Annotated in this window: 21 protein-coding genes; 14 read left to right on the plus strand and 7 right to left on the minus strand. The window is 58.2% G+C overall.

Features of this window, described 5'->3' with window-relative positions:
- Positions 1 to 51 precede the first annotated feature (51 nt).
- The 4 genes from AB731_RS02695 (at position 52) to AB731_RS02710 (ending at position 4,823) form a co-directional block, all read left to right on the plus strand.
- Positions 52 to 2,712, plus strand: a complete 2,661-nt coding sequence (locus tag AB731_RS02695) for a [protein-PII] uridylyltransferase family protein (RefSeq protein WP_047092524.1) — start codon at positions 52 to 54, stop codon at positions 2,710 to 2,712.
- The gene (locus AB731_RS02700) at positions 2,709 to 3,194 is read left to right on the plus strand and encodes a peroxiredoxin (protein WP_047092523.1); all 486 of its coding nucleotides are present in this window, start codon (positions 2,709 to 2,711) and stop codon (positions 3,192 to 3,194) included. Before AB731_RS02695 ends, AB731_RS02700 begins: the two co-directional genes overlap by 4 nt.
- Before the next feature lie 44 nt (positions 3,195 to 3,238).
- Complete coding sequence (locus AB731_RS02705) at positions 3,239 to 4,018, plus strand: ferritin-like domain-containing protein (protein WP_269429498.1); 780 nt, start codon at positions 3,239 to 3,241, stop codon at positions 4,016 to 4,018.
- A 139-nt stretch (positions 4,019 to 4,157) separates the two neighbouring features.
- On the plus strand, positions 4,158 to 4,823 hold the full coding sequence (locus tag AB731_RS02710; protein ID WP_047092521.1) for a M23 family metallopeptidase: 666 nt from the start codon (positions 4,158 to 4,160) through the stop codon (positions 4,821 to 4,823).
- A gap of 104 nt (positions 4,824 to 4,927) precedes the next feature.
- Here the strand turns inward: AB731_RS02710 and galU are convergent, their stop codons facing one another.
- Entirely contained in the window at positions 4,928 to 5,803 is an 876-nt protein-coding gene (gene galU, locus AB731_RS02715) for a UTP--glucose-1-phosphate uridylyltransferase GalU (RefSeq protein WP_047093120.1), read from the minus strand.
- A 133-nt stretch (positions 5,804 to 5,936) separates the two neighbouring features.
- On the opposite strand from galU, the gene AB731_RS02720 reads away from it, so the two are divergent.
- Positions 5,937 to 6,176 carry a hypothetical protein gene (locus AB731_RS02720; protein WP_047092520.1) on the plus strand — a complete coding sequence of 80 codons (240 nt, stop codon included), beginning with the start codon at positions 5,937 to 5,939 and terminating at the stop codon, positions 6,174 to 6,176.
- Here AB731_RS02720 and AB731_RS02725 read toward each other — a convergent pair.
- From AB731_RS02725 to AB731_RS02735, 3 genes are all read right to left on the minus strand, one after another.
- Positions 6,170 to 6,427 carry a ribbon-helix-helix domain-containing protein gene (locus tag AB731_RS02725; RefSeq protein ID WP_047092519.1) on the minus strand — a complete coding sequence of 86 codons (258 nt, stop codon included), beginning with the start codon at positions 6,425 to 6,427 and terminating at the stop codon, positions 6,170 to 6,172. The genes AB731_RS02720 and AB731_RS02725 overlap by 7 nt on opposite strands.
- 27 nt (positions 6,428 to 6,454) lie before the next feature.
- A complete protein-coding gene (phbB, locus tag AB731_RS02730; RefSeq protein ID WP_047092518.1) occupies positions 6,455 to 7,177 on the minus strand; it encodes an acetoacetyl-CoA reductase in 723 nt (240 codons plus the stop codon).
- A 127-nt stretch (positions 7,178 to 7,304) separates the two neighbouring features.
- Positions 7,305 to 8,102 carry a hypothetical protein gene (locus AB731_RS02735; RefSeq protein ID WP_047092517.1) on the minus strand — a complete coding sequence of 266 codons (798 nt, stop codon included), beginning with the start codon at positions 8,100 to 8,102 and terminating at the stop codon, positions 7,305 to 7,307.
- A 360-nt stretch (positions 8,103 to 8,462) separates the two neighbouring features.
- Between AB731_RS02735 and AB731_RS02740 the strand changes: the two genes are divergently transcribed.
- The 5 genes from AB731_RS02740 (at position 8,463) to AB731_RS02760 (ending at position 14,568) form a co-directional block, all read left to right on the plus strand.
- A complete protein-coding gene (locus tag AB731_RS02740; protein ID WP_047092515.1) occupies positions 8,463 to 8,930 on the plus strand; it encodes a DUF3576 domain-containing protein in 468 nt (155 codons plus the stop codon).
- 19 nt (positions 8,931 to 8,949) lie between these two features.
- Positions 8,950 to 11,469, plus strand: a complete 2,520-nt coding sequence (leuS, locus tag AB731_RS02745; RefSeq protein WP_047092514.1) for a leucine--tRNA ligase — start codon at positions 8,950 to 8,952, stop codon at positions 11,467 to 11,469.
- Positions 11,466 to 11,963 (plus strand): LPS assembly lipoprotein LptE, encoded by a 498-nt coding sequence (gene lptE / locus AB731_RS02750; RefSeq protein WP_047092513.1) that lies wholly within the window; start codon positions 11,466 to 11,468, stop codon positions 11,961 to 11,963. Before leuS ends, lptE begins: the two co-directional genes overlap by 4 nt.
- Entirely contained in the window at positions 11,960 to 12,994 is a 1,035-nt protein-coding gene (gene holA, locus AB731_RS02755) for a DNA polymerase III subunit delta (protein WP_047092512.1), read from the plus strand. The genes lptE and holA overlap by 4 nt, the downstream gene beginning before the upstream one ends.
- Positions 12,995 to 13,245: 251 nt before the next feature.
- Positions 13,246 to 14,568: an exopolysaccharide biosynthesis polyprenyl glycosylphosphotransferase gene (locus tag AB731_RS02760; RefSeq protein ID WP_231638816.1), complete on the plus strand. Its 1,323-nt coding sequence runs from the start codon at positions 13,246 to 13,248 to the stop codon at positions 14,566 to 14,568.
- 18 nt (positions 14,569 to 14,586) lie between these two features.
- Here AB731_RS02760 and fcl read toward each other — a convergent pair whose 3' ends face one another.
- The gene (fcl, locus tag AB731_RS02765) at positions 14,587 to 15,525 is read right to left on the minus strand and encodes a GDP-L-fucose synthase (protein WP_047092510.1); all 939 of its coding nucleotides are present in this window, start codon (positions 15,523 to 15,525) and stop codon (positions 14,587 to 14,589) included.
- Positions 15,525 to 16,601 (minus strand): GDP-mannose 4,6-dehydratase, encoded by a 1,077-nt coding sequence (gene gmd / locus AB731_RS02770; protein ID WP_047092509.1) that lies wholly within the window; start codon positions 16,599 to 16,601, stop codon positions 15,525 to 15,527. Before gmd ends, fcl begins: the two co-directional genes overlap by 1 nt.
- A 155-nt stretch (positions 16,602 to 16,756) precedes the next feature.
- Here gmd and AB731_RS02775 point away from each other — a divergent pair, with 155 nt between their 5' ends.
- Together AB731_RS02775 and AB731_RS02780 are read left to right on the plus strand one after the other, a co-directional pair.
- Positions 16,757 to 18,022, plus strand: a complete 1,266-nt coding sequence (locus AB731_RS02775) for a nucleotide sugar dehydrogenase (protein ID WP_047092508.1) — start codon at positions 16,757 to 16,759, stop codon at positions 18,020 to 18,022.
- Complete coding sequence (locus tag AB731_RS02780) at positions 18,019 to 19,263, plus strand: glycosyltransferase family 4 protein (protein ID WP_173425736.1); 1,245 nt, start codon at positions 18,019 to 18,021, stop codon at positions 19,261 to 19,263. The genes AB731_RS02775 and AB731_RS02780 overlap by 4 nt, the downstream gene beginning before the upstream one ends.
- Positions 19,264 to 19,277: 14 nt before the next feature.
- On the opposite strand, the gene AB731_RS02785 is transcribed toward AB731_RS02780, so the two are convergent.
- Positions 19,278 to 19,835 (minus strand): hypothetical protein, encoded by a 558-nt coding sequence (locus tag AB731_RS02785; protein ID WP_047092507.1) that lies wholly within the window; start codon positions 19,833 to 19,835, stop codon positions 19,278 to 19,280.
- Positions 19,836 to 20,134: 299 nt separating this feature from the next.
- Here AB731_RS02785 and AB731_RS02790 point away from each other — a divergent pair, with 299 nt between their 5' ends.
- Complete coding sequence (locus tag AB731_RS02790) at positions 20,135 to 20,764, plus strand: polysaccharide biosynthesis/export family protein (RefSeq protein ID WP_231638817.1); 630 nt, start codon at positions 20,135 to 20,137, stop codon at positions 20,762 to 20,764.
- Between the two features lie 16 nt (positions 20,765 to 20,780).
- Positions 20,781 to 22,937: a GumC family protein gene (locus tag AB731_RS02795; protein ID WP_082126317.1), complete on the plus strand. Its 2,157-nt coding sequence runs from the start codon at positions 20,781 to 20,783 to the stop codon at positions 22,935 to 22,937.
- Positions 22,938 to 22,957: the final 20 nt, after the last annotated feature.

A 22,957-nucleotide genomic window follows, 5' to 3' on the forward strand; every position in this document is an offset into this window, starting at 1 on the left:
TGACACAAGCGCACTTGCGAGGCAGGCAGGGTGCAGGCAGGAGCGTGGGTTATGGCAGTAGATTGGCAATCGGCACTGGACCGCGCGCGGGCGCATTCGCCTTTCCTGCAAATGGCGCTGGAGCGGAGGCCCGAGCTTGACGCGATGATGGCCGAAGGGCGCGGCGCGGAGGCGCTCGCTGCGGCCAAGGCCAGCGGTGATGGGATCGAGGATACCGGCCTTGCCTTGCGCCGTGAACGCCTGTCGCTCGCACTGGTGCTGGCCATTGGCGATCTGGCCGGGGAATTCACGCTTGCCCAGGTGATGGGCGAACTCAGCAGTTTTGCCGATCATGCGCTGGATGCGGCCATGCTGGCAGCAGTGCAGCGCCGCGTGCCCGGCGCCGATACGCGCGGTTTCTTTGGCCTGGCCCTGGGCAAGCAGGGCGCGGGCGAGCTCAACTATTCGTCGGACATAGATCCGATCCTGTTGTTCGATCCACAGACCATTGCCCGCGCAGACCGGGACGAGCCGGGGGAGGCGGCGCAACGTTATGCGCGGCAAGTGGTGGAAATGCTCTCCAATCCCACCAGTGAAGGCTATGTCGTGCGCGTCGATCTGCGATTGCGCCCCGCAAGCGAAGTCAGCCCGCTGGCAGTGCCGGTAAATGGCGCGATTTCACATTATGAAAGTTCTGCCCTGGCGTGGGAGCGGGCCGCCTACATTCGTGCGCGGTCAGCGGCGGGCGATCTGGCAGCGGGAGAGCAGTTTCTTGATGACATCCGCCCGTTTGTCTGGCGCAAGAGCCTGGACTTTACCGCTATCGAGGAAATCCGCCGACTGACTGGGCGCATCCGTTCTGCCTACAAGGGGCCGCTGGAACCGGGGCCTGGGTTCGATGTGAAGAAGGGGCGCGGCGGGATTCGTGAAGTGGAATTCTACGCGCAGACCCATCAGCTGATTTATGGCGGCCGCAATCCGGCACTAAGGCTGCGCGGCACCCGTGAAGCACTGGATGCGCTGGCCGATGCCGAGGTGATATCAGCGGATGATGCACGGGTTCTGGGCGAAAGTTACGACCGGCTGCGGGTTATCGAACACCGGCTGCAAATGGTCGATGACCGGCAAACGCATCAGCTGCCCGCCAGTGCAGAGGCCATCGATAATGTCGCGAAGCTGGAAGGCTTGGCGGATGGCGCTGCGCTGGTCGCTGAACTGCGCGAGGTCTGCGGAGCGGTGGCGGCACGCTATGACGATCTTCTGGGTGAAGTTGCGGAGACGCCCACTCAGATCAGCGTTCCGGGCGATTTCCGCGACCGGTTTGACGGGCGAGTGGATCATTGGCGCGGCACGATCAGGGCGTTGCGCTCTACCGAAGCGCGCAAGGCCTTTGCTGCGATCCAGCCCGATTTGCTCCAATCGCTTGCCGATGCGCCGGATCCTGAAAGGGCGCTTGCCCGGTGGGAAACATTCCTGTCCCGCTTGCCCACCGCCATAAACCTGTTCCGCCTGTTTGAAGAACGCCCCGGTCTGCTTGACCGTGTGCTGCGTGTACTCACCTTGTCACAGCCGCTGGCGGACGAATTGGCGCGGCGTCCCGAATCGCTGGATGTGCTGATTGATGCAAATGCCCTCAGCCTGCCCGGCTCCCGCGAGGCACTCGCTGCCCGGATGGCGCGATGCGAGGAAGGAGATTACGAGGCGCGGCTCAACCGGCTGCGGCAAGTTGTCGGCGAAGAACGCTTTGCGCTGGGCGTTCAGCTGATCGAGGCGCGCCACGATCCGCTGGACATTGCCGAAGGCCTTTGCCGCGTTGCCGAAGCGGCCGTCCAGACAGGGGCTGATGCTGCCCGTGATGAATTTCGCAAAGAACATGGCGACATTGCAAACAGCGAATTGGTGGTGCTGGGCTTGGGACGGCTGGGCGGCGGCGCGCTGACCCATGCCTCCGACCTTGATATCGTCTATCTGTTCACCGGAGATTTTGGCGAGGAATCGGACGGTCGCAGGCCGCTGTCCTCAACACTTTACTTCAACCGTCTTGCCACCCGCGTCACCGCTGCACTGAGCGTCCCCACCGCAGAGGGCGCGCTATACGAAATCGACACGCGCCTCAGGCCGCAGGGCAAACAAGGCCCGCTGGCGGTAAGCTTTGCCGCGTTTGAACAATACCAGCGCGAAGATGCGTGGACGTGGGAACACATGGCGCTCGCCCGGGCGCGGCCTTTGTATGGTTCTCCGGCGGCGCAGGACAGGCTGGCGGTCATCATCAGAAGCGCGCTGTGCCAGAAACGCGATCCCGAAACTTTGCACACCGATGTCTTGAAAATGCGCCGCGATGTGCTGGATGCAAAACCGCCGCAGGGACCGCTCGATGTCAAATTGCTGCGCGGCGGCCTGATGGATTCCGAATTCCTGATCCACTATCTGCAATTGCGCGAAGGGATCGGGCTTGACCCCGCAATAGAGAAGGCCTGCGCCGCTCTGGCCGGTGCCGGATTGCTGCCTGAGGAGCATGCTCGCAACCACCTTGCCCTCACGCGGTTTCTTGCCGCTGGCAGATTGTTTACGCCCGATGGCGGTGAACCATCGGATGCGGCCAAGCCCATTCTGGCGCAGGCCTGCGGCCACCACCTCTATTCAGACCTGTTGCAATCACTGACGCAGGCAAGGCATGGAATTGCCGAGCAATGGCATGTCCATTTTGGCGAAAAACTGGAGATCGAACCATGACAGACCGTCCCGACATTGGAGACATGATGCCAGATGTGGCGATGGAAACGCCGGCTGGCGGCAGCGTGAAACCGTCTGACTTCAAGGGCAAGCCGCTGGTGATGTTCTTCTACCCGAAGGACGATACGCCGGGCTGCACGACTGAGAACAAGGACTTCACCGCGCTGAAGGGCGAATTCGATGCCGCTGGCGTGGCCCTGCTCGGTATCAGCAAGGATCCGCCAAAGAAGCACGAGAAATTCATTGCGAAACATGACCTCGCCGCGCCGCTGGCATCGGACAAAGCCGCTGATTCTGGTGAAGACGGCATTGCCGAAGCTCTCGGTATCTGGGTTGAAAAGAACATGTACGGCAAGAAGTATATGGGCATGGAGCGCAGCACGTTTCTGGTTGCTGCCGATGGCACGATTGCCCAGGTCTGGCGCAAGGTGAAAGTAAAGGGCCATGCGGAGGAAGTGCTCGCGGCAGCCAAAGCGCTCTGAAACCCGGCCCATCAACCGACTTGTCACCCGACTTGCCACCCGACTTGTCTCAGGCCATTCGCGCCGCGCTTTTGACCGGCAACAAGCGCGCCAAGATCATGCAGACGCGCTCACTTGTGCGCCGTTGGCGGCGCGGCGAACTGGCTGGCGGCTTCACGGTGGCAATGCCCGATCACCCTGCATGGCCTGAAACGCTCCAAGTCCTTGCACCTGCAAAAATGCCGCGGCGCGGCAAGGGCGGTTCGCAGCGAAGCCGCATTGCCTTGTGGCATGCTCTTGCGCATATCGAATTCGTCGCGATCGACCTGGCGCTCGATATTGTCGGACGCTTTGGTGCAGCGATGGGGGATACGTTTGTGGCAGATTTCCTTGCTGTTGCTGCGGACGAAGCGATGCACTTCGCATTGATAGAGCGGCATCTGGCGAGCATGGGGGCGCAATATGGCGATCTGCCGGCGCATGGCGGGCTGTGGCAGTCTGCTGCGGATACAGCTCATGCGGTCGATGCGCGTCTTGCTATCGTACCAATGGTGCTGGAAGCGCGCGGCCTCGACGTGACGCCAGCGACGCTTGAGCGTGTGCGCAGTTTTGGCGATGAGCGGGGGGCACGAATCCTCCAGCGAATCCTTGACGACGAAATCCGTCACGTGCTCGCGGGATCAACCCATTTCGACGCATGGTGCGCCGCCAATGGCAAAAACCCGCAGAATCATTGGAGATTGCTCGTGAAAAGGCACTTTCGCGGCGGGATTAGGCCGCCATTCAACGACTCAGCGCGTCTTGCAGCCGGTCTGCCGCGCGGATTGTATCAAGATGTTGCTTGATTAACTTTTCACCGCATAACCCATAATCATTGAGGCGGACGGGAGTTCCGGGTTCCTCAAAAAAAATGGTCACCGCGATGCGATTGGCTGCTGAATAGCTGGGGGGGAAACCTCCCGGCAAAACAAAAAAAGGGATCGCATGCTAGTCAAGATCACCAGTTTTATGGCCGCAGGTGCCATGTTGTTCGCCAGCCCGGCCATGGCCGATGAGCCCGCTTCGACCGGTGCGATTGATACCGCTGCCATTGCCTCTGCCGATATCGATTCCGAATTTACGGAACTGTTTGCCAGCTGGGAAACACTTGAAAACGGTGGCCGCGTGACGATGACCGGTGACGTGCAGGCGCCGCCACGCATCTCTGTGTCAGTGCCTTCGCGTATGCCGGTTGACGGTGTGACACTGACCAGCGGTTTTGGCATGCGCGATCACCCGATCCTGCGCCGCCGCGCCCGTCATAACGGTGTTGATCTGGCCGCGCCTACCGGCACACCGGTCTATGCGACGGCTGATGGTGTAGTGGAAATGGCCCAGCGTTACAGTTCATACGGGAATTACGTTCAGATCGGCCATGGCGGCGACATTGAAACCCGCTACGCTCATCTGTCGAGCTACACCGTGTCTGCTGGTGAAGAAGTTCGTATGGGCGATTTGATCGGTTATGTGGGCTCGACCGGCCGCTCCACCGGTCCGCACCTTCACTACGAAGTCCGCGTTGCCAATGAAGCGGTCAACCCGATCCCTTACATGGTCGCCCAGCTTGAAGCCGACGAAGCTGCAAATGCGGCACGCGGTGGCCCCGAGTAAGAGCAAGGTCCTGAACAAGCCGGGCTACCCCGGCACCAGATTGAAAAAAGGCGGGCCGCAGTGCCCGCCTTTTTCGTGTCTGGATGAATTCTTCGGCGGGTTGATTATTCCGCGAGCAAGCGCTGCGCCATCGCCCGAACATCCGCGCCCATGTCCTCCCGCTGCAGTGCAAGGGCCAGAGTGGCCTCAACAAAACCAAGCTTGCTGCCGCAATCGAACCGGCGCCCTTCGAAAGTCACAGCGTGAAACGGCTGTGTGCCGATCATTTTTGCCATGGCATCGGTCAGCTGGATTTCACCGCCAGCACCCTTGCCCTGGGTTTCCAGCGTCCGCATGACTTCGGGCTGGAGGATGTAGCGGCCTGAGATGATCTTGTTCGAGGGCGCTTCGTCAACCGGCGGTTTTTCAACCAGGCCTTTGACTTCAGTCAGAGCGCCGCTGGACTTGCCGGGATCGATCACACCGTAGCTCGAGACTTCTGCGTGCGGCACTTCGAGAACGGAGATCAGATTGCCGCCAACTTCATTATAGGCCTCTACCATCTGCGCCATGCAGCCCGGTTGCCCTACCATCATCTCGTCCGGCAGGAGGATCGCGAAGGGTTCATCGCCAACAATTGCGCGCGCGCACCATATGGCGTGGCCAAGTCCCATCGGGACTTGCTGGCGCACTGTAATGATATCGCCCGGAGTGAAACGGGAGGAATCAAGCACACCCATATCCTTGCCCCGCTCCCCCATGGTGGCTTCCAGCTCATAGGCGACGTCGAAATGCTCGACGATTGCGGTCTTGCCGCGCCCGGTGACGAAGATCATCTGTTCGATCCCGGCCTCCCGCGCTTCGTCCACTGCATACTGGATCAGCGGCCTGTCCACGATGGGCAGAAGTTCTTTCGGAATAGCTTTGGTGGCTGGAAGGAAGCGTGTGCCAAGCCCGGCTACGGGGAACACGGCTTTGCGGATCGGTTTGCGTTCAATCATGGCGTTCTTACTGCGCGGCGCAGGCGATGTGGTCAACCGGGTTCGCGCGGGTAAAAAATGTTTGGTACCCTGCGCCAATGTAGAACCTTTCGTGGCCGCCATGCGTTGAAGCGATCATGAAAGGATACAATCCATGTTGATCAGACTTGCTGCCCTCGGCGCCCTTGGCGTTGCAGGCTTTCGTTATTTCAAGACGCGGAAAACCGGCCAGAATGAAGCTTTTGCCGAAGGCGAGGCGGGCGGTTCGAATTTTTCGCAGGTTCGCAATGCGGGGCCGAAGGCGATGAAAGATCCGCCGAAGGATACGTGGGATTCCATTGATGAGGAAAGCGACGAAAGCTTTCCCGCCAGCGATCCGCCTGGAAATTACTGAGCACTTCGTTCTGGCGTCTGCCGCTGTAAATCGGCGGCGAGCCAGAGCCTGACAGACGTAGCGAGGCCGGGCGCATGCTCGGCCTTGATTCGTTCAGCGTCGATACGCGCCACAACCGCGTTGAGCGGCAAGTTCTGCCGCTCTGCCACGCGCTGCAGCAGGTCCCAAAACAAAGGTTCAAGGCTGATCGAGGTCTTGTGCCCGGCGATCTCGACCGAGCGTTTGACGGGCGGGTGGTAGATGTCAGTCATCGCGCTTTCTGCCACCCGCCAATCAAATCAATACATGTGCTGACCACCATTGATCGACAGCGTCGAGCCGGTAACAAACCCGCCATCTTCAGAGGCAAGGAAGCTCACTCCACGGGCGATTTCACTGGCCTGGCCAAGACGACCGACCGGAATCTTCGCGACGATCTTTTCCAGCACGTTTTCAGGCACGGCGGCGACCATGTCTGTATCGATATAGCCCGGAGCAATCGCGTTTACGGTAATGCCGTAACGCGCGCCTTCCTGTGCCAGCGCCTTGGTAAAGCCATGGATGCCGCTCTTGGCGGCCGCGTAGTTTACTTGACCATACTGACCAGCCTGACCGTTGATCGAGCCGATATTGATAATGCGGCCCCATTTGCGGTCTTTCATGCCTTCGAACGCGGCCTTGGCCATGTTGAAGCAGCCACCCAGATTGGTGCGCATTACATCTTCCCAATCATCGTAGCTCATCCGCATCAGAGTGCCATCGCGGGTGATGCCGGCGTTGTTCACTACGACATCAATCGGGCCGACTTCTTCTGCAATCCTGGCGCAGCCGGCCAGCGTGGCTTCGTGATCGCCAACATCGAATTTGTAAGTCGGGATGCCGGTTTCCTCGGTAAAGGCACGGGCCTTTTCATCATTGCCTGCATAGGTGGCAACGACAGTAAAGCCATCATCCTGAAGTGATTCGCATATGGCACGGCCAATTCCGCGTGTACCACCCGTGACGACTGCAACCTTGCCCATAGTTTCTTCTCCCACTCGTTTTTCGTTCTTGTGGAGCGAAGTCTTAAGCGGGGCGCATCAAATCCGCAAAGAAAAACCCCGCAAAAGCGGGGCTCTTTGACCAATTTCTGTGCTGCATTGCAGCGTATCAGAAGCGGAACTGCGTACCTACGTAGACGGCCTGACTGTCCTGCTGGTCGATTTCAGGCAGCGGCACGATATCGCGGTCCTGTTCGTACCGGACGCCAGCCGTGATATCGAGGTTGTTCGTCAGGCGATAGCTGCCACGCACATCCAGCATCTGGTCCCCAACCGAATCGCGCCTGTTGTTGGCGGCGACCGAGGTATTGTCATCCATTTCCACGCGCGCAGCAAAGCGGCTTTCGTCGCCCCGCGCTCTGGTACGGGGGGCGAACGAGGACAGATCAGGAATATTCGCTTCGGAAAGCGAGCGTGAAATCTGGGGCGAGCGTGTGACCGTCGGGATCGTCATGCGGCTCGAAAGCTGGGCAGGGCTCTGGGCAAAATTGCCGTAGCCGCGCGCCAGACCAAGGTTATAGCGTGTTGGCGCGACCCGAAGGCCGCCTGTTGCGCCTGCGTTATCGCGCGGCGCAGAAATTCCGGCTGTAGCATCCGAAAGCGACTGCGCCGTCCGCTGGTCAATCCGCACTGCTACTGTAACCGAACGTTCTGCCCGCGAGGCCGAGACCCCTGCGGGCGTGAAGCGCATCATGCGCGCCTGACCGCCGGTTCCCTGCGCTACAAGCTCTGCAATATCGGGATCAGCAGCTGCGGGCGTAAAGGCGAATTGGCCACCGGCCTGCTCTGTGCCATCGGCACTCAGCAATCCGATCGCAAACACCGAACTGGGAAGCGCAACGGCCAGCAGCGTGGCAGACGCTGCAAGCGCCACCTTCCCTGCTACACTGTTGTTACGCCTAGCCATAATGACTGCCCTATATTCCCCCTGTGATGCATCCTGAATGAACAAACCTGAAAACCGTTTCACCGAAACGACTCGGCAAGTTCATTGGCGCATCATCTGTGATTCGTTTTGTAATCATCGAATCCCGGTTTTTCCACTTAATGCGTCTGCGGATCGCGGGTTTTTGCAAACTGTTGCCGTTGCAGCACAAACCAATCGGACATGCCAGCAGAGTGCCGGGCAGCTATTAAGCGCGCATTCACCCCTGCAAAGCGCATTTGTGTGCAATCTTGCCACTTCACCTTGCCGCGCGCCTTGCGGCTTGTATAGAAGCGGCGAACCGGGCGTCGGCGCCCGAAACACGCGTTTACAGGACTGACAATGGCCCATTCGACCTCCGCATCAAATTCCCGCACGCGTCGCCTTGTCGGCGCAGCTATTGCGGGCCTTGCCACATTCGCGCTGACCGCATGCGGCGGCGGTAATGACGAACGACTGCGGGCCGATATGGCTGCATCACAAGTCACCTCGATCGGGGTGAATGCCTATCTGTGGCGTGCCAGCCTTGAAACGCTTTCCTTCATGCCGCTCACCACGGCAGACAGTGCTGGCGGCGTGCTGATCACGGATTGGTATGTGAATCCAGAAAGCCCGAGCGAGCGGGTGAAGGTTTCGGTCGCTATTCTTGACCAGGATCTGCGCGCCGATGCTCTGCGCGTTGCCGCCAGTCGTCAGACATTGCAGGCAGGCCAATGGGTCGAAGCCCCGGTGCAGGCGGCCACGATCCAGCGGTTGGAGGACATTATCCTCACCAAGGCACGTGACCTTAGGCGTTCCACCGTCAGTTAAGTCCCGCTAAGGGGCCCTTATGAGCAACGAAAGATTCGATCCGTCTGTCGCGGACAGGCGCTGGCAAGCTGCGTGGGAAGAAGCCCGCTGTTTTGAAGCGGACAGCAATTCTGCGAAGCCCAAAAGCTATGTGCTGGAGATGTTTCCGTATCCGAGCGGGCGCATCCATATCGGCCATGTGCGCAATTACACCATGGGCGATGTGCTGGCGCGGTTTCGCAAAATGCAGGGCTGCGAAGTTCTGCACCCGATGGGCTGGGACGCTTTCGGAATGCCTGCGGAAAACGCCGCGATGGAAAAAGGCGTGCACCCCGCTGGTTGGACGTACCAAAACATTGAAACGATGAAAGGCCAGCTGAAACAGCTTGGCTTTGCACTCGATTGGTCCAGAGAATTTGCGACCTGCGATCCCGAATATTACGGCCACGAACAGGCCCTGTTTATCGATTTGTTCAATGCCGGGTTGGTGTATCGCAAGGAATCAGAGGTCAATTGGGATCCGGTCGACATGACCGTGCTCGCCAATGAGCAGGTAATTGACGGCAAGGGGTGGCGCAGCGGCGCCGAGGTCGAGAAGCGCAAGCTTAACCAGTGGTTCCTGAAGATCACCGATTTCGCCGACGAACTTCTTGAAGGCGTGCAGGGGTTGGAGCATTGGCCGCAAAAGGTGCGCCTGATGCAGGAAAACTGGATCGGTAAATCGACTGGCCTGGAATTCGCCTTCGATCTGTCGAATGGCGAGACTCTGCCCGTGTACACCACGCGGCCCGACACGATTTTCGGTGCAAGCTTTGTTGCAGTTGCGGCGGATCACCCGATTGCTCAAGGCGTTGCGGCAGATAGCGCAGAAGCGCGCGACTTTATCGCTCTGTGCAAGAAGGGCGGCACAACGGCGGCGGAGCTTGAGACAGCGGAAAAGCTGGGCTTCGACACCGGCATTACTGCCAAGCATCCATTCACGGGCGAACCATTGCCGCTTTTCATCGCGAATTTCGTGCTGATGGATTACGGAACCGGCGCAATCATGGCGGTTCCGGGCCATGACCAGCGCGACTTTGAATTCGCCAGCAAATACGGCCTGCCGATCCCGCGCGTTGTCGCGGCCAGCACCGAAGGCGCGGGCAAGCCCTTCGAGGGCGAAGCAGAGGCCGGTGACGGCGTAATCGTCAATTCGGATTTCCTCAGCGGCCAAGAGGTTGAGGATGCCAAGCGTGATGTAATCACACGTGCCGAAGCAGGCGGCTGGGGCAAGGGCACAACCGTCTGGCGGCTGCGCGACTGGGGCGTTTCGCGCCAGCGGTATTGGGGCACGCCCATCCCTTTCATCCATTGCGAGGCCTGCGGTGTGGTTCCGGTTCCGCAAGACCAGCTTCCCGTAAAGCTGCCGGAGGATGTGGACTTCAAGCAGCCCGGCAATCCGCTGCTGCGTCACCCCACATGGAAGAACGTCGCTTGCCCCAAATGCGGCGGAGCGGCGGAACGCGAAACCGATACGCTCGACACCTTCGTCAATTCCAGCTGGTATTTCCTGCGCTTCGCAAGCCAGCCGTCAGACAAGCCGTTTGACGCGGCGGAAATCGCCAAGTGGCTTCCGGTCGATCAATATATCGGCGGGGTAGAGCATGCGATCCTGCACCTGCTCTACGCTCGCTTCTGGACCCGTGCCCTGGCGCACTGCGGCAAGCTGGACGTGAAGGAACCCTTCGCCAGCCTGTTCACGCAAGGCATGGTCACGCATGAGACTTACAGCAGGAAGGCTGGCGCGCGGGAAGTGTACTACATGCCCGCAGAAGTGGACCGGTCCAGCGATGGAGCAGTGCTGAAGGCTGATGGCCAGCCGGTTGAAATCGGCAAGGTCATCAAGATGTCCAAGTCGAAGAAGAACGTCGTCGATCCGGAAGACATTATCCGTGATCATGGCGCGGATGCGGTGCGTTGGTTCATGCTGTCCGACAGTCCGCCAGAGCGCGATCTGCCATGGTCCGAGGCCGGGATCGAAGGCTGCGGGCGTTTTGTCCAGCGGCTCTGGCGGTTGTTCGGCCAGTTCGATGCTGCTGCCAGCGGTGCGAATAAGGAACTTGCCCGCAAGACGCACCAGACCATTGCTGCGGTTGCGGGCGATATCGAGGCGCTCGCGTTCAACAAGGCGGTCGCGCGGCTGTATGAACTGACCAGTGCTGCCGAAAAGGCCGGGCCAAGTGCAGACCGCAACCATGCAATCCGCTCGATCTTGCTGATGGCTTCACCGATGATGCCGCATCTGGCCGAACAGGCCTGGGCGGAATTGGGCGGCGAAGGCCTGGTCGCAGGTGCACCTTGGCCCGAAGTCGACGCTGCGCTGCTTGTGGAAGACGAAGTGACCATCGCTGTGCAGCACAAGGGCAAGCTGCGCGATACGCTGAGCGCGCCCAAGGGTGCGTCAAAGGAAGACCTTGAAGCGCTTGCGCTCGCCAGCGAGAAGGTTCAGCGTTCACTGGATGGCGCAGAAATTCGCAAGGTGATCGTGGTGCCCGACAGGCTGGTCAATATCGTCACATGATACGCGCGCTTGCCCCGCTTGCCGCTCTTTTGGCGCTGACCGGCTGCGGCTTGCAGCCGATCTATGCGGGCGGCTCGAATGGAGTGGTGGCGCGCGGGCTGGCACAGATCGACATTGCGCAGATCCCTGGTGATGAAGGCTGGCTGATGCGCAATGCGCTGTCGGACCGGCTGGGGCGCGGCGCGAATGGCGGCGGCTCTGCCTATCGGCTGGATGTCGTGCTGGACGACCAGCTCGAAGGATTGGGCCTGCTGACCGATGACACGATTGGCCGTGAACGCCGCACTTTGCGGGCCCGCTATCAATTGGTCGATCTGACTACCGACACGATTATCGTCGATGCAACGGCAGGTTCGGACGCGGGTATCGATGTGGTCGGCAGTGAATATGCGACGATTGCTGCAGAGCAGACGGCACTTGAAAACCTGACGCAGGAAGTGGCGGATCAGATTGTCGTCCGGTTGACGCGCACCTTGCGTGAACAGGCCCGATGAAGGCCAACCAGCGCGACTATGCGCAGGCCGCCAGAAACGCCGGTGCGAAATGCCGGCTGTTTTTCTTTTGCGGGCAGGATGAGGCCGGGGCCTCCGCCGCTGTTGCCAAACTGGTTGCAGGGTTGCCAGATGCGGGCGAGCGTGTTGATCTTTCGGGCAGTGAATTAAGGTCCGATCCATCCAGACTGGTCGATGAAGCACGTTCCACATCATTGTTCGGTGATGTGCGCCATATTCTCGCGCGGGTTTCGGGCGAGGAAGCGCATGATGCGCTACTCAGCTGGTGCGAACTGGTCGATCGGGGCGAAGTCGATCAGGGTTGGCCGATCTTCATCATTGCTACTTCCGCCACGGACAAATCGCGCAGTGCAAAGCTGCTGATCAAGCGCGATGATGCGCTGGTAGCCATTTTCTATCCGCCGGACCTGCGATCAGTCACCGCCGATGTACGCGCCATGGCCGATGCGGCCGGGATGCGCCTCGATGGATCGCTGGGGGAGACAATTGCGCGGGCAGCAGGGCTCGATGTGCGGTTGGCCCAGTCCGAAGTGGATAAATTGGCGCTCTATCTCGATGCATCTCCGCGTTCACCGAAAACCGCCGATCAGGCGGCGTGGGACGCAATCGGTGCGAGCACCGAAGAAGACGGTTTCATGCCGCTGGTAAACGCCGCTTTGGGCGGAGAGCTGGGCAAATTGCCGCGCGAACTGGCGCGCATGCGTGAAGTCTCCCTCAACCCGGTTGGTGTGGCGCTGGCCATGGAGCGACGGGCCGCACAACTGGCGATGCTCGCACCCAAACTGCGGCGCGGCGACGATATGAAGCAATTCCTGCGCGCCAATGGCGTGTTTTTCAAAGAACACCGCGAAGTTGGCGATCAATTGATGCGCTGGAGCGGGGGGAAGCTTGAACGGCTGGTGCCGCGCCTTGCCGATCTGCACCGCTCCTTGCTTGCCAACAGCCAGACCGCCGAACTGCTCCTGGCGCGCGAAATTACCCAAATCACCCGCTATGCCGCTGCAAGACGGTAGCAGAACCAACTACAAAATTGTGCACTTGCGAGATTTTAGTGGTGAACCGTTTGCCAATCGTGTCTAGGTAGTTTTCCGTAAGGGGGGGCACTCGGGATGAAGTCGCAGGCATGGTTGATTCAGCGCCATTACAAGTAGTTGGAATTGCGGTAGACGCTGAAACCACTACCACGCCAGTAACACCGCCTCCGAAAGCACCGCTTCCGCGTGCACCGAGAAACGGGCTTGCGCGTTCATTGGAACGGCGGCGATTGCAGACCTATCTCTTCCTGGTTGCGCTGGATGCTGCGATTTTGTTGTCAGTTTTCTATGCGGTCTCGGCCGTGTACTTTGGCACCTTCACCGAGCTTGCCCGGTTGGAAAGCGGCATGCTGTCGGCATATGTAAATCTCCCGCTTTATCTCACCGTCGCAATGTACAGCGGAACCTATTCGCGTAGCGGGCTGACCGATTGGCAGTTGAGTGCGATGAAAGCGATAGTCGCACTGTTTGTCTCTGCGGCGCTTCTCAGTCTCTTTGCCTTTTTCATAAAGATCAACGCGGAGCTTTCGCGACTGGTGTTCGTGCTGGCGATGATGATTTCTGCTACGATCATGGTTGCTGCCCGTGTGATGATGGCCAAGGCGATCGTGCGACATTGGGGCCCTTCGGCGATCAACAGGCTGGTAATTCTGGCTGGTGGCCCGGAATTTAAACTTCCGCATTCGTATCACGTCGATGCCGAAGTCCACGGCCTGATCCCGGACTTCAACGATCCGCAGGCACTTGACCGGTTGAGTAAATATCTACGCAATATGGATGAAGTCATCGTCAGCTGCCAGGAAGGAGACAGGCCTGCTTGGTCTCAGGTACTTAAAGGCACGGGCATCCACGGTGAAGTGACGCATCAGCTCTCGCGAGAGATCGGCGCAATCGGCGTGGTCCATCACGATGATGTCGGCGTATCGGCGCTGAAGGTTTCGGCGCGGCAACTGGGCTTGCGCGCTCGGGCGACAAAGCGGATTTTCGACCTGGCGGTTGCAGGCGGCGCCTTGTTGTTCCTCTCGCCAATCATGCTGATCACGGCATTGCTTATCAAGCTGGAGGACGGCGGGCCTCTCTTCTTCGTCCAAAGACGCATGGGGCGCGGTAACGAGTTCTTCGACATCCTCAAGTTCCGCTCGATGCGCGGAAGTGACGCAAATGGGGAGCGTTCAGCGACTTTGGATGATGACCGGATCACGCGTATCGGCCGCTTCATTCGCCGGACCAGCATTGATGAACTGCCGCAGCTGATCAATGTCCTGATCGGTGATATGAGCATGGTAGGACCGCGACCGCATGCGCTTGGATCGAAAGCGGGCAGCAAACTTTTCTGGCAAGTCGATCACAAATATTGGCAGCGTCATGGCTTGCGCCCCGGCATCACCGGCTTGGCGCAGATTCGTGGTCATCGCGGTGCAACTGATACCGAAGACCATTTGACCGACCGGCTGTTGGCCGATCTTGAATATGTCGAAGGCTGGAGACTCTGGCGCGACATCGGGATCTTGATTTCGACTTTGCGAGTGCTGACGCACAATCGCGCCTTCTGAAAACGTGTCGGTGCGCGTTTAGCTTTTCCGCTCTCCGGCAAGGAAAGCGCGGTAGGCATGGGCAATTCCATCACGCAGGCTGATTTTTGGCGACCAGCCCATTTCCGCCAGCATGTCTCCGCTCATCAGCTTGCGGGGCGTGCCATCGGGCTTGGTTGTATCTTTCGTTATCTCACCTTCAAAGCCGACAACGCTGCACACGATCTTGGCGAGTTCGATAATAGGCAGGTCCTTTCCCGAACCCAGATTGACGTGACTTTCCGCCGAGTATTTCTTCAGCAAGAATACAGAGCCATCGGCCAGATCATCGACGTGCAGGAATTCACGCCGGGGAGCGCCTGTGCCCCAGATTTCGATACTGCTCGCGCCAACTTCCTTTGCCTCGTGCGCCTTGCGGATGAGAGCGGGCAGCACATGACTGTTCGCGAGGTCGAAATTGTCGCCGGGGCCATAAAGGTTGGTTGGCATGGCGCTGATGAAATCACAGCCGTATTGCCGCCTGTAGGCCTGACACAGCTTGATCCCGGCAATCTTCGCGACCGCATACCATTCATTCGTCGGCTCGAGCGGGCCCGTTAGAAGAGCATCTTCCGGTATCGGCTGTGGAGCCATTTTGGGATAGATGCAGGACGAACCGAGGAAGAGCAGTTTCTCTACGTCGTTGCGGTAGGCCGCCTCGATGATATTGGCCTCTATCATCAAATTATCGTACAGGAATTCAGCGGGATAATTGTTGTTGGCAAGGATGCCGCCGACCTTTGCCGCTGCAACTACCACAGCATCGGGACGGTTGACCGAAAACCATTCGCGTACCGCAACCTGCTCTCGTAAATCGGTACTTCGATCACTTGTCAGGATTTCACAGCCTTCGCTTGCCAGTCGCCGAACGATGGCAGATCCGACCATGCCCTTGTGCCCGGCGATGTAAACGCGCTTCCCGGTGAGCCTGTATGCCATCAGTCGGCGCCCGCAATGGGCTCGGCCTTCATCAGTTCAAGATCAGCCAGGACCATTTCACGCGCAAGTTCGCGCGCGGAGATATCGTGTTTCCAGCCGAGCTTTTCGTGCGCCTTCGTCGGATCGCCGAGGAGCAATTCCACTTCGGTCGGGCGGAAATAGCGCGGATCGACTTCGACCAGGCAGCGACCATCGCTGGCCGCATAACCCTTTTCCTCTACGCCTTTGCCGCGAAATTCGATGGGAATGCCCGCATCTTCGAACGCCCAGCGCACGAATTCGCGCACCTCGGTGGTAACGCCGGTGGCGAGCACATAATCGTCGGGCTTTTCCTGTTGCACCATCATCCACATGCCGCGCACATATTCGCGCGCATGACCCCAATCACGTTTGGCATCCATATTGCCGAGATAGAGTTTATCTTGCCGGCCCAGCGCAATCGCGGCGGCGGCGCGGGTAATCTTGCGCGTGACAAAGGTCTCTCCACGAAGGGGGCTTTCGTGATTGAACAAGATGCCGTTGGAAGCGTGAATTCCGTATGCCTCGCGGTAGTTTACCGTCATCCAGTAGGCATAAAGCTTGGCCACAGCATAGGGGCTGCGGGGGTAGAACGGCGTTGTCTCGCGCTGAGGAACTTCCTGCACCAGGCCATACAACTCGGAAGTCGAGGCCTGATAGAAACGCGTTTTATCTTCAAGCTTCAGAATGCGGATCGCCTCGAGCAGGCGCAAAGTACCAACCGCATCGGCGTTGGCCGTGTACTCGGGCGTTTCGAAGCTGACAGCGACATGGCTTTGCGCCGCGAGGTTGTACACTTCGTCCGGCTGGACTTCCTGCATGATGCGGATCAGGTTTGTGCTGTCTGTCAGATCGCCATAATGCAGGTGGAACCGCTGGTTATCGACATGTGGATCCTGATAAATATCTTCGATCCGGCCCGTGTTAAAGGACGAAGACCGGCGTTTGACGCCGTGCACTTCATAGCCCTTCTCCAGTAGGAGGTGGGACAGGTAGGCGCCATCTTGCCCGGTCACGCCGGTGATAAGCGCAGTCTTCTTGCCATTCTGATGGGTCATCTGATGTCCTCGAAATCCTTTGTGCCAGCCTCAAGCGCATCGCTTGTGAAAGTGCAAGTGCAGCAAATTGTGCAGTGCAAAAATTGCGGTTGCATAGACCCTGTTACAATCTCTAATGACCAAGTAGTAATACGTAGCCTTAAGAGGGGCATTTTTTGAAAATCGCGATTTTTGGGCTCGGTTATGTTGGTTGCACTGCTGCTGGCTGCATAACCCGGCAGGGGCACAGCGTTTTCGGCGTTGATGTAAGTGACGCCAAGGTCGCGACTATTAATGCAGGGCGCTCTCCCGTTCGGGAGCCCGGTCTGGATGAGCTGGTTGCGCAGGCGCATTCCGACGGACGGCTCACCGCAGCTACGCGCATCGGGAATGAGCTGGACGATTGCGATATTGCCATCGTTTGTGTCGGTACGCCGAGCGGCGTCGATGGGGCACACAATATGAGCTATATCGCGCAAGTCACGCGCGATATAGCAGAGGCGATCAAGCCTGATCGCGTCCGCCCGCTGACTGTCGCCTATCGTTCTACAATGCGACCCGGATCGACCGACCAGATCATTCTGCCGATCTTCCGTGCGAAGCTGGGTGAGCAGACAGATCGGCTGGTGGAGCTGGTCTACAATCCCGAGTTCTTGCGCGAGGCGACCGCAATCCAGGACTATTTCGAACCTCCAAAAATTGTGCTGGGCACACTTGATGGCGTGCCGAGCGCCAATATGGAACGTTTGCACGACGGCATCGAAGCGCCAGTCTTTCACGTCGGCATTCGGGAAGCGGAAATTACCAAATTCGTCGACAATACCTGGCATGCGACCAAAGTGGCGTTTGCCAATGAAGTGGGACGGGTCTGTCAGAACCTCGACATTTCGGCGAGCCAGGTTCACGAGATTTTCGTCTCGGATACCAAGCTCAATATTTCGGCTTATTACACGCGCCCCGGCGGTGCTTTCGGCGGGTCATGCCTGCCCAAGGATGTGCGCGCCTTGCAGCATATTGCCGCCGACATCGGTGCGAACACGCATCTTGTCGATGCGCTGATCCGCAGCAATGAGGCACACAAACACCATCAGTTTCTGCGCGCAGTTGATGGCTTGGAGCCCGGTGCCAAGGTTCTGCTCGTGGGCCTTGCATTCAAAAAAGACACGGACGATCTTCGCGAAAGCCCGGCGGTGGATATGGCGCGCAAGCTCCTCGATGCCGGATTTGAAGTGGAAATTCATGATCCTGCCCTGAAACCGGAACAACTGGTGGGGCAAAATCTCGGTTATGCCTTTGCATTCCTGCCTACGATCGAGACGCTGCTTGTGGACAAGGGCACTGCCGAAACTGGCGGATATGCCCGTATCATCGCCACCAATCGCCTGATCGATACGCTCGATCTGGGCGATACACCTGTGATGGATGTGAGCAGCATAAATTGACTCCTGAAACCGCAGAAGATTTCGCCTTTCCGACTGACATCGAGGGCCAGCCGCTCGCGGGAAAATCGATACTGATCGTGGTTGAAAACCTGCCCTTGCCGTTTGATCGGCGCGTTTGGCAGGAGGCGCGCACATTAAAGGCGGCGGGCGCTACGGTCTCTGTGATTTGCCCAACGGGCAAAGGATATGAAAAGCGCTACGAGGAAATCGAAGGCGTCCACATTCACCGGCATCCCCTGCCATTGGAGGCGGACGGTGCACTCGGGTTTCTGCTGGAATATGGCGCGGCGCTGTTCTGGGAAACCGTGCTGGCTTGGCGAATATATTTCAAACGCGGCATCGATGTGATCCAAGGATGCAATCCGCCCGATCTGATCTTTCTGGTCGCGCTGCCGTTTCGGCTGCTCGGCGTGAAGTATATTTTCGATCACCACGATATCAATCCCGAGCTTTATGAAGCCAAATTCAACAAACGCGGTTTTTTCTGGAAGCTGATGGTTCTGTTCGAGAAGCTGACCTTCAAGGCGGCGCATGTCTCTATTGCGACCAATGAAAGCTACAAAATCATTGCGGTCGAACGTGGCGGGATGGATCCGGACAAGGTCTTTATCGTGCGGTCCGGTCCTGATCTGTCCAAGCTCAAAAGCGTTGAACCCAATGCTGCCTTGAAAGACGGCAAGCAATTCATGGTGGGTTATGTCGGAGTGATGGGCGAGCAGGAAGGCATTGATCTGCTGATCGATGCCGTGGACCATCTGGTGAACCGAATGGGCCGGCGCGACATTCGTTTCGTACTGGTCGGCGGCGGCCCGGCGCTGGAAGGACTGAAGGCCATGGCCTCGGAACGCAGCCTTGGCGAATGGATCCATTTCACGGGCAGGGCGCCGGATCAGGAATTGTTCGAAGTGCTTTCAACGATGGACATCGGCGTCAATCCTGACCGCGTGAACGCGATGAATGACAAGTCGACCATGAACAAGATCATGGAATATATGTCACTCGGCAAAGCGATGGTGCAATTCGACGTCACAGAGGGGCGGTTTTCAGCGCAAGAGGCATCGCTTTACGCCGCAGCAAATGATCCCGCCGACATGGCCGAGAAGATCGCCGCTTTGCTCGACAACCCCGGGCAACGGGCGATGATGGGGGAATTTGGACGGAAGCGTGTGGTGCAGGAACTCAACTGGAACAAGCAGGTTGAGCCTTTGCTGGCCGCCTACCGCAGCGCATTGGGTAATTAGCTGGGGGCGACTAGCTAGCTCGGCCTGATCCGGTCATTGATGCGCTGCCTTTGCCGCACAATGTACAGCGCTGCCAGCGCACCGGCGGCGATGGTTATGCCTCCATCCAAAACCCAGTTCAAACGAATGCTGCCACCATACAGCAACCGGTCGAAAGCGTGGAGCGATATGATGCGCAGCGCAAACAGGGGCACGAGCAGGCCCATCAAAAGCTGAACGAGCCGGATATAAAGATCCGAAGGGCGGGACCGGGCACTGTTGGCATAGGCCCAGCCAACCCAGAGTATGACCGCCCCTGCCATGATGGCCACAGCCACCAGCGGTTTTTGCAAGTACTGTCTGCGATTGACGAAGTCATTCTCGGCCAATCCAGCTCTTAACGCCTCTCGCGCTGCCTCTTCCCAACCCAGTGTCCGGCTGGCAATCATCAGTGCAAATACCAAGGCGCAGATCAGCCAGGTGACCAGATGCGCGCGATTTCTATCACTTGCCAATGCAGCGGAACCAGCTCCAATCGCAAGCACCCCAACCATGCCATAGGCGAGGCAGGCCAAGAGGTTGATCAACGACATTTACATTTACTTTCCAACAGCGAGGCCAATTTCCAAGGATTGGCTAGCGATATGTATTTAACCGGTCAAACCGATGGAAAAATTGAGTGCTTGGATGTTGCGTTGCACCATCGTAGGGTTATAGCCCTGTTAACGAAACATTCGGTTTCAATAGGGGAATGCACGTAGTATTTTCCGGCATTTGCATAATTCGGTCGCACCAGGAATGAACAGTCATGACGGCAAGTGGTAAGAAGAATGTGGCGGCCACGTGCTTGCTGGTTTTTTCCGCAACGCTAACAGCGTGTGCCAGCGGTCCTGTGGTCGCACCTGGTCCGGTCGTCAGTCAGGCTGCCGCCGAATTGGGCCAGGACGGCTATGGCTCGTCATTGACGGCAAGTTACGTCCTGCGCCCGTCTGATGTGATCAAAGTCGATGTATTTCGTGAGGCAGACCTCTCGCTTGAGAGTGTTGCCGTCTCCGCGACAGGCGAGGTTTCGCTGCCATTGATCGGGCAGATTACCGTCGCTGGCCTTTCCGCAGGAGAGGTGGAAGACCGCATCGAGGAGATGCTTGCAACGCGCTACCTTCGCAACCCCCGTGTCTCGGTGAATGTTCTCAATTACAATTCGCATCAAGTCACAGTGGAGGGCCGTGTCGAAAGCCCGGGCCTCTATGACTTCCGCCCAGGCACCCGTCTGTCCGGGGCGATTGCGCTGGCCCAAGGGCTCTCGAGAGTTGCCGAGCCGGATGAGATCGCAATCTTTCGTCAAGCGGATGACGGGATCGAGGTGGCCAAGTTCGACTATACAGCTGTAAGATCGGGCACCATGCTTGATCCGGTTCTTCATCCCGGCGACCGCGTGGTGGTCGGCACAGACGGCCTATCGCAACTTTGGCAGGACTTGTTGAGAGCATTGCCGCTGTTCGCTCTCTTCACCCGTATCTAATCCGCAGAGGCCCTCAATGACCGCTGACCGAATTACAAATGACGGATCTGCCGACAGATCCATGGCGTATCCTGCGACCGAGGCCCGCGCTGGCGAGTCTTTCCTGAGCATTTCCTATCTGCGCGGTGCCTTGTGGCGCCAGCGTGTGGCTTTGCTTGGTATTGTTGTGACTGCCTTGGCGATCGGATTGATCCTGACGATGCTCGCCACCCCGCGATACACCGCGACCGCTACTATCCGTGTGAATGTTGATAATACCAATATTCTGCCAGGCCAGGATGTGTCAGACCCTTTTATTCAAGTAAACGAGGTGCGCAATTATCTCGCGACCTTGATCGAGGTTGTCAAAAGTCGCCGCATTGCTTCTGAAGCGGCCAATCGCCTGGATCAGGCTACCATGCGCTCACTCACGGGCATGGACATCAGCGAAAGTTCCAGGCTGGCTGCACGTGGAATCATCCGCAATTCCATCTCTGCAGAATTGCCCCAACAGGCCCGTATCATCAACCTGAATGCGAGCTCGACCGATCCCCAGGCTGCCTCGGCCATCGCTAATGCTTATGCCGATGCGATGGTGGCGGACAGCGTTCTTGGCGGCACTGAAAGCAATTCTGCAGCGACCGAATTTCTTGAAAAGCAAATCACTGAAGTTCGCAACGAACTGCGCGCAGCAGAGCTTACGGCCAACGAATACGCCAGGGCAAACGCGCTCATCGGTGAAGATGCGGAGGCTGTTTCGGTCAACAATGATGGAGGCGCACGCACCATCACCGGATCGAATTTGGCCAACATCAACGAAGCCTACATCAATGCCCGTTCGCGCCGCATCGTCGCAGAACAGGAATGGCAGGCAATATCCCGCCTGCCTATCGCTCAGGTGCCCGAAGTACGTGACAGTCCGGCAGTGCAGGCATTACGCTCCCGCTTGTCTGAACTGACTGTCCAGCTTTCGGAATTGCGTGAACGATATCAGGAAGAATATCCCGAAATTCGGGATGTTCGGGCGGAAATTTCATCGCTCCAAAGTGAAATCGCCAGCTCCGGACAGGAAATTCGGGACAGTCTTCGCAGCGAATATCAGATAGCACTTCGTCAGGAGCGCGCCCTCTCGACCGAACGTGACCGACTATCGGCTGCCACGCTCGACGAGCAGGATCGCCGTGTGCAGTACAATATTTATTCGCGTGAAGCGCAGGCCTCCCGAGAAGAGCTGGCTTCCCTGCTGGCACGCTTCAATCAGATTTCGTCGGCTGCCAACCTGCAGGATGGCAACATTGCCGTGCTGGATTATGCTATCACGCCGCGCTCGCCATCATCGCCGGATCTGATGCGCAACATGTTGTTGGCACTTCTCGCCGGTATTGGTGCTGCCATTGGCTTTGCGCTTGTCCGCGAATTCTTCGACGAACGCATCCGCACTTTGGATGAAATGGAGGCGCGTCTGGGAATCCCGGCGCTGGGCCAGACGCCATATTCCGACGAAGAATCGAGCGAAGTCATGCTCAGTTCGTTCAGTGCCCTGGGTGAAGCCTATTCATCGATCCGCGCGACACTCAGTTATGCCATGCCGGAAATGGACAGCTGCGTGCTGCAAGTTACCAGTAGCCAGCCGGGCGAAGGCAAGACCACATCGGCTATTGCGCTTGCAGTCAGATTTGCCGCTGTTGGCAAGCGAACGCTAATTATCGATGCCGACCTTCGCCGGCCGGCAATCGCCAGGCAATTCGAACTTGCGAAGCAGAAAACCGGGCTCGTTGATGTGTTGTACAATCGTACAGAATTGGCCTCCGCCATTTGCGATGTCGGGATAGATAATCTTCAGGTTCTTCCGGTTGGCCCTATTCCAAGCAATCCTGTCGAAATCCTGTCTTCGGGATTGATGGGCGAATTGATCAAGAAAGTTCGTGGTTCCTACGATGTTATCATCGTCGACAGTCCGCCCGTGGTTGGTATCGCCGATGCCCCGCTCATTTCGCGCTTCTGTGACGCTACAGTGTTCGTGCTCGAGGCGAACCGTGCGCTATATGGACAAGCGCGAACAGCTGTTCGCCGCCTGATGGATGCCGACGCCCGTATCGCGGGCGCGGTCCTGACAAAGTATCGTGCGCTGGATGCAGGCCAGAATTACAGCTATCAATATAAATATTACCAATACCAAACGGTCGAGAAATAAGCGGCGCGCCCGTCTTGTAT

Source organism: Aurantiacibacter marinus (assembly GCF_001021555.1).
Lineage (GTDB): Bacteria > Pseudomonadota > Alphaproteobacteria > Sphingomonadales > Sphingomonadaceae > Alteraurantiacibacter > Alteraurantiacibacter marinus.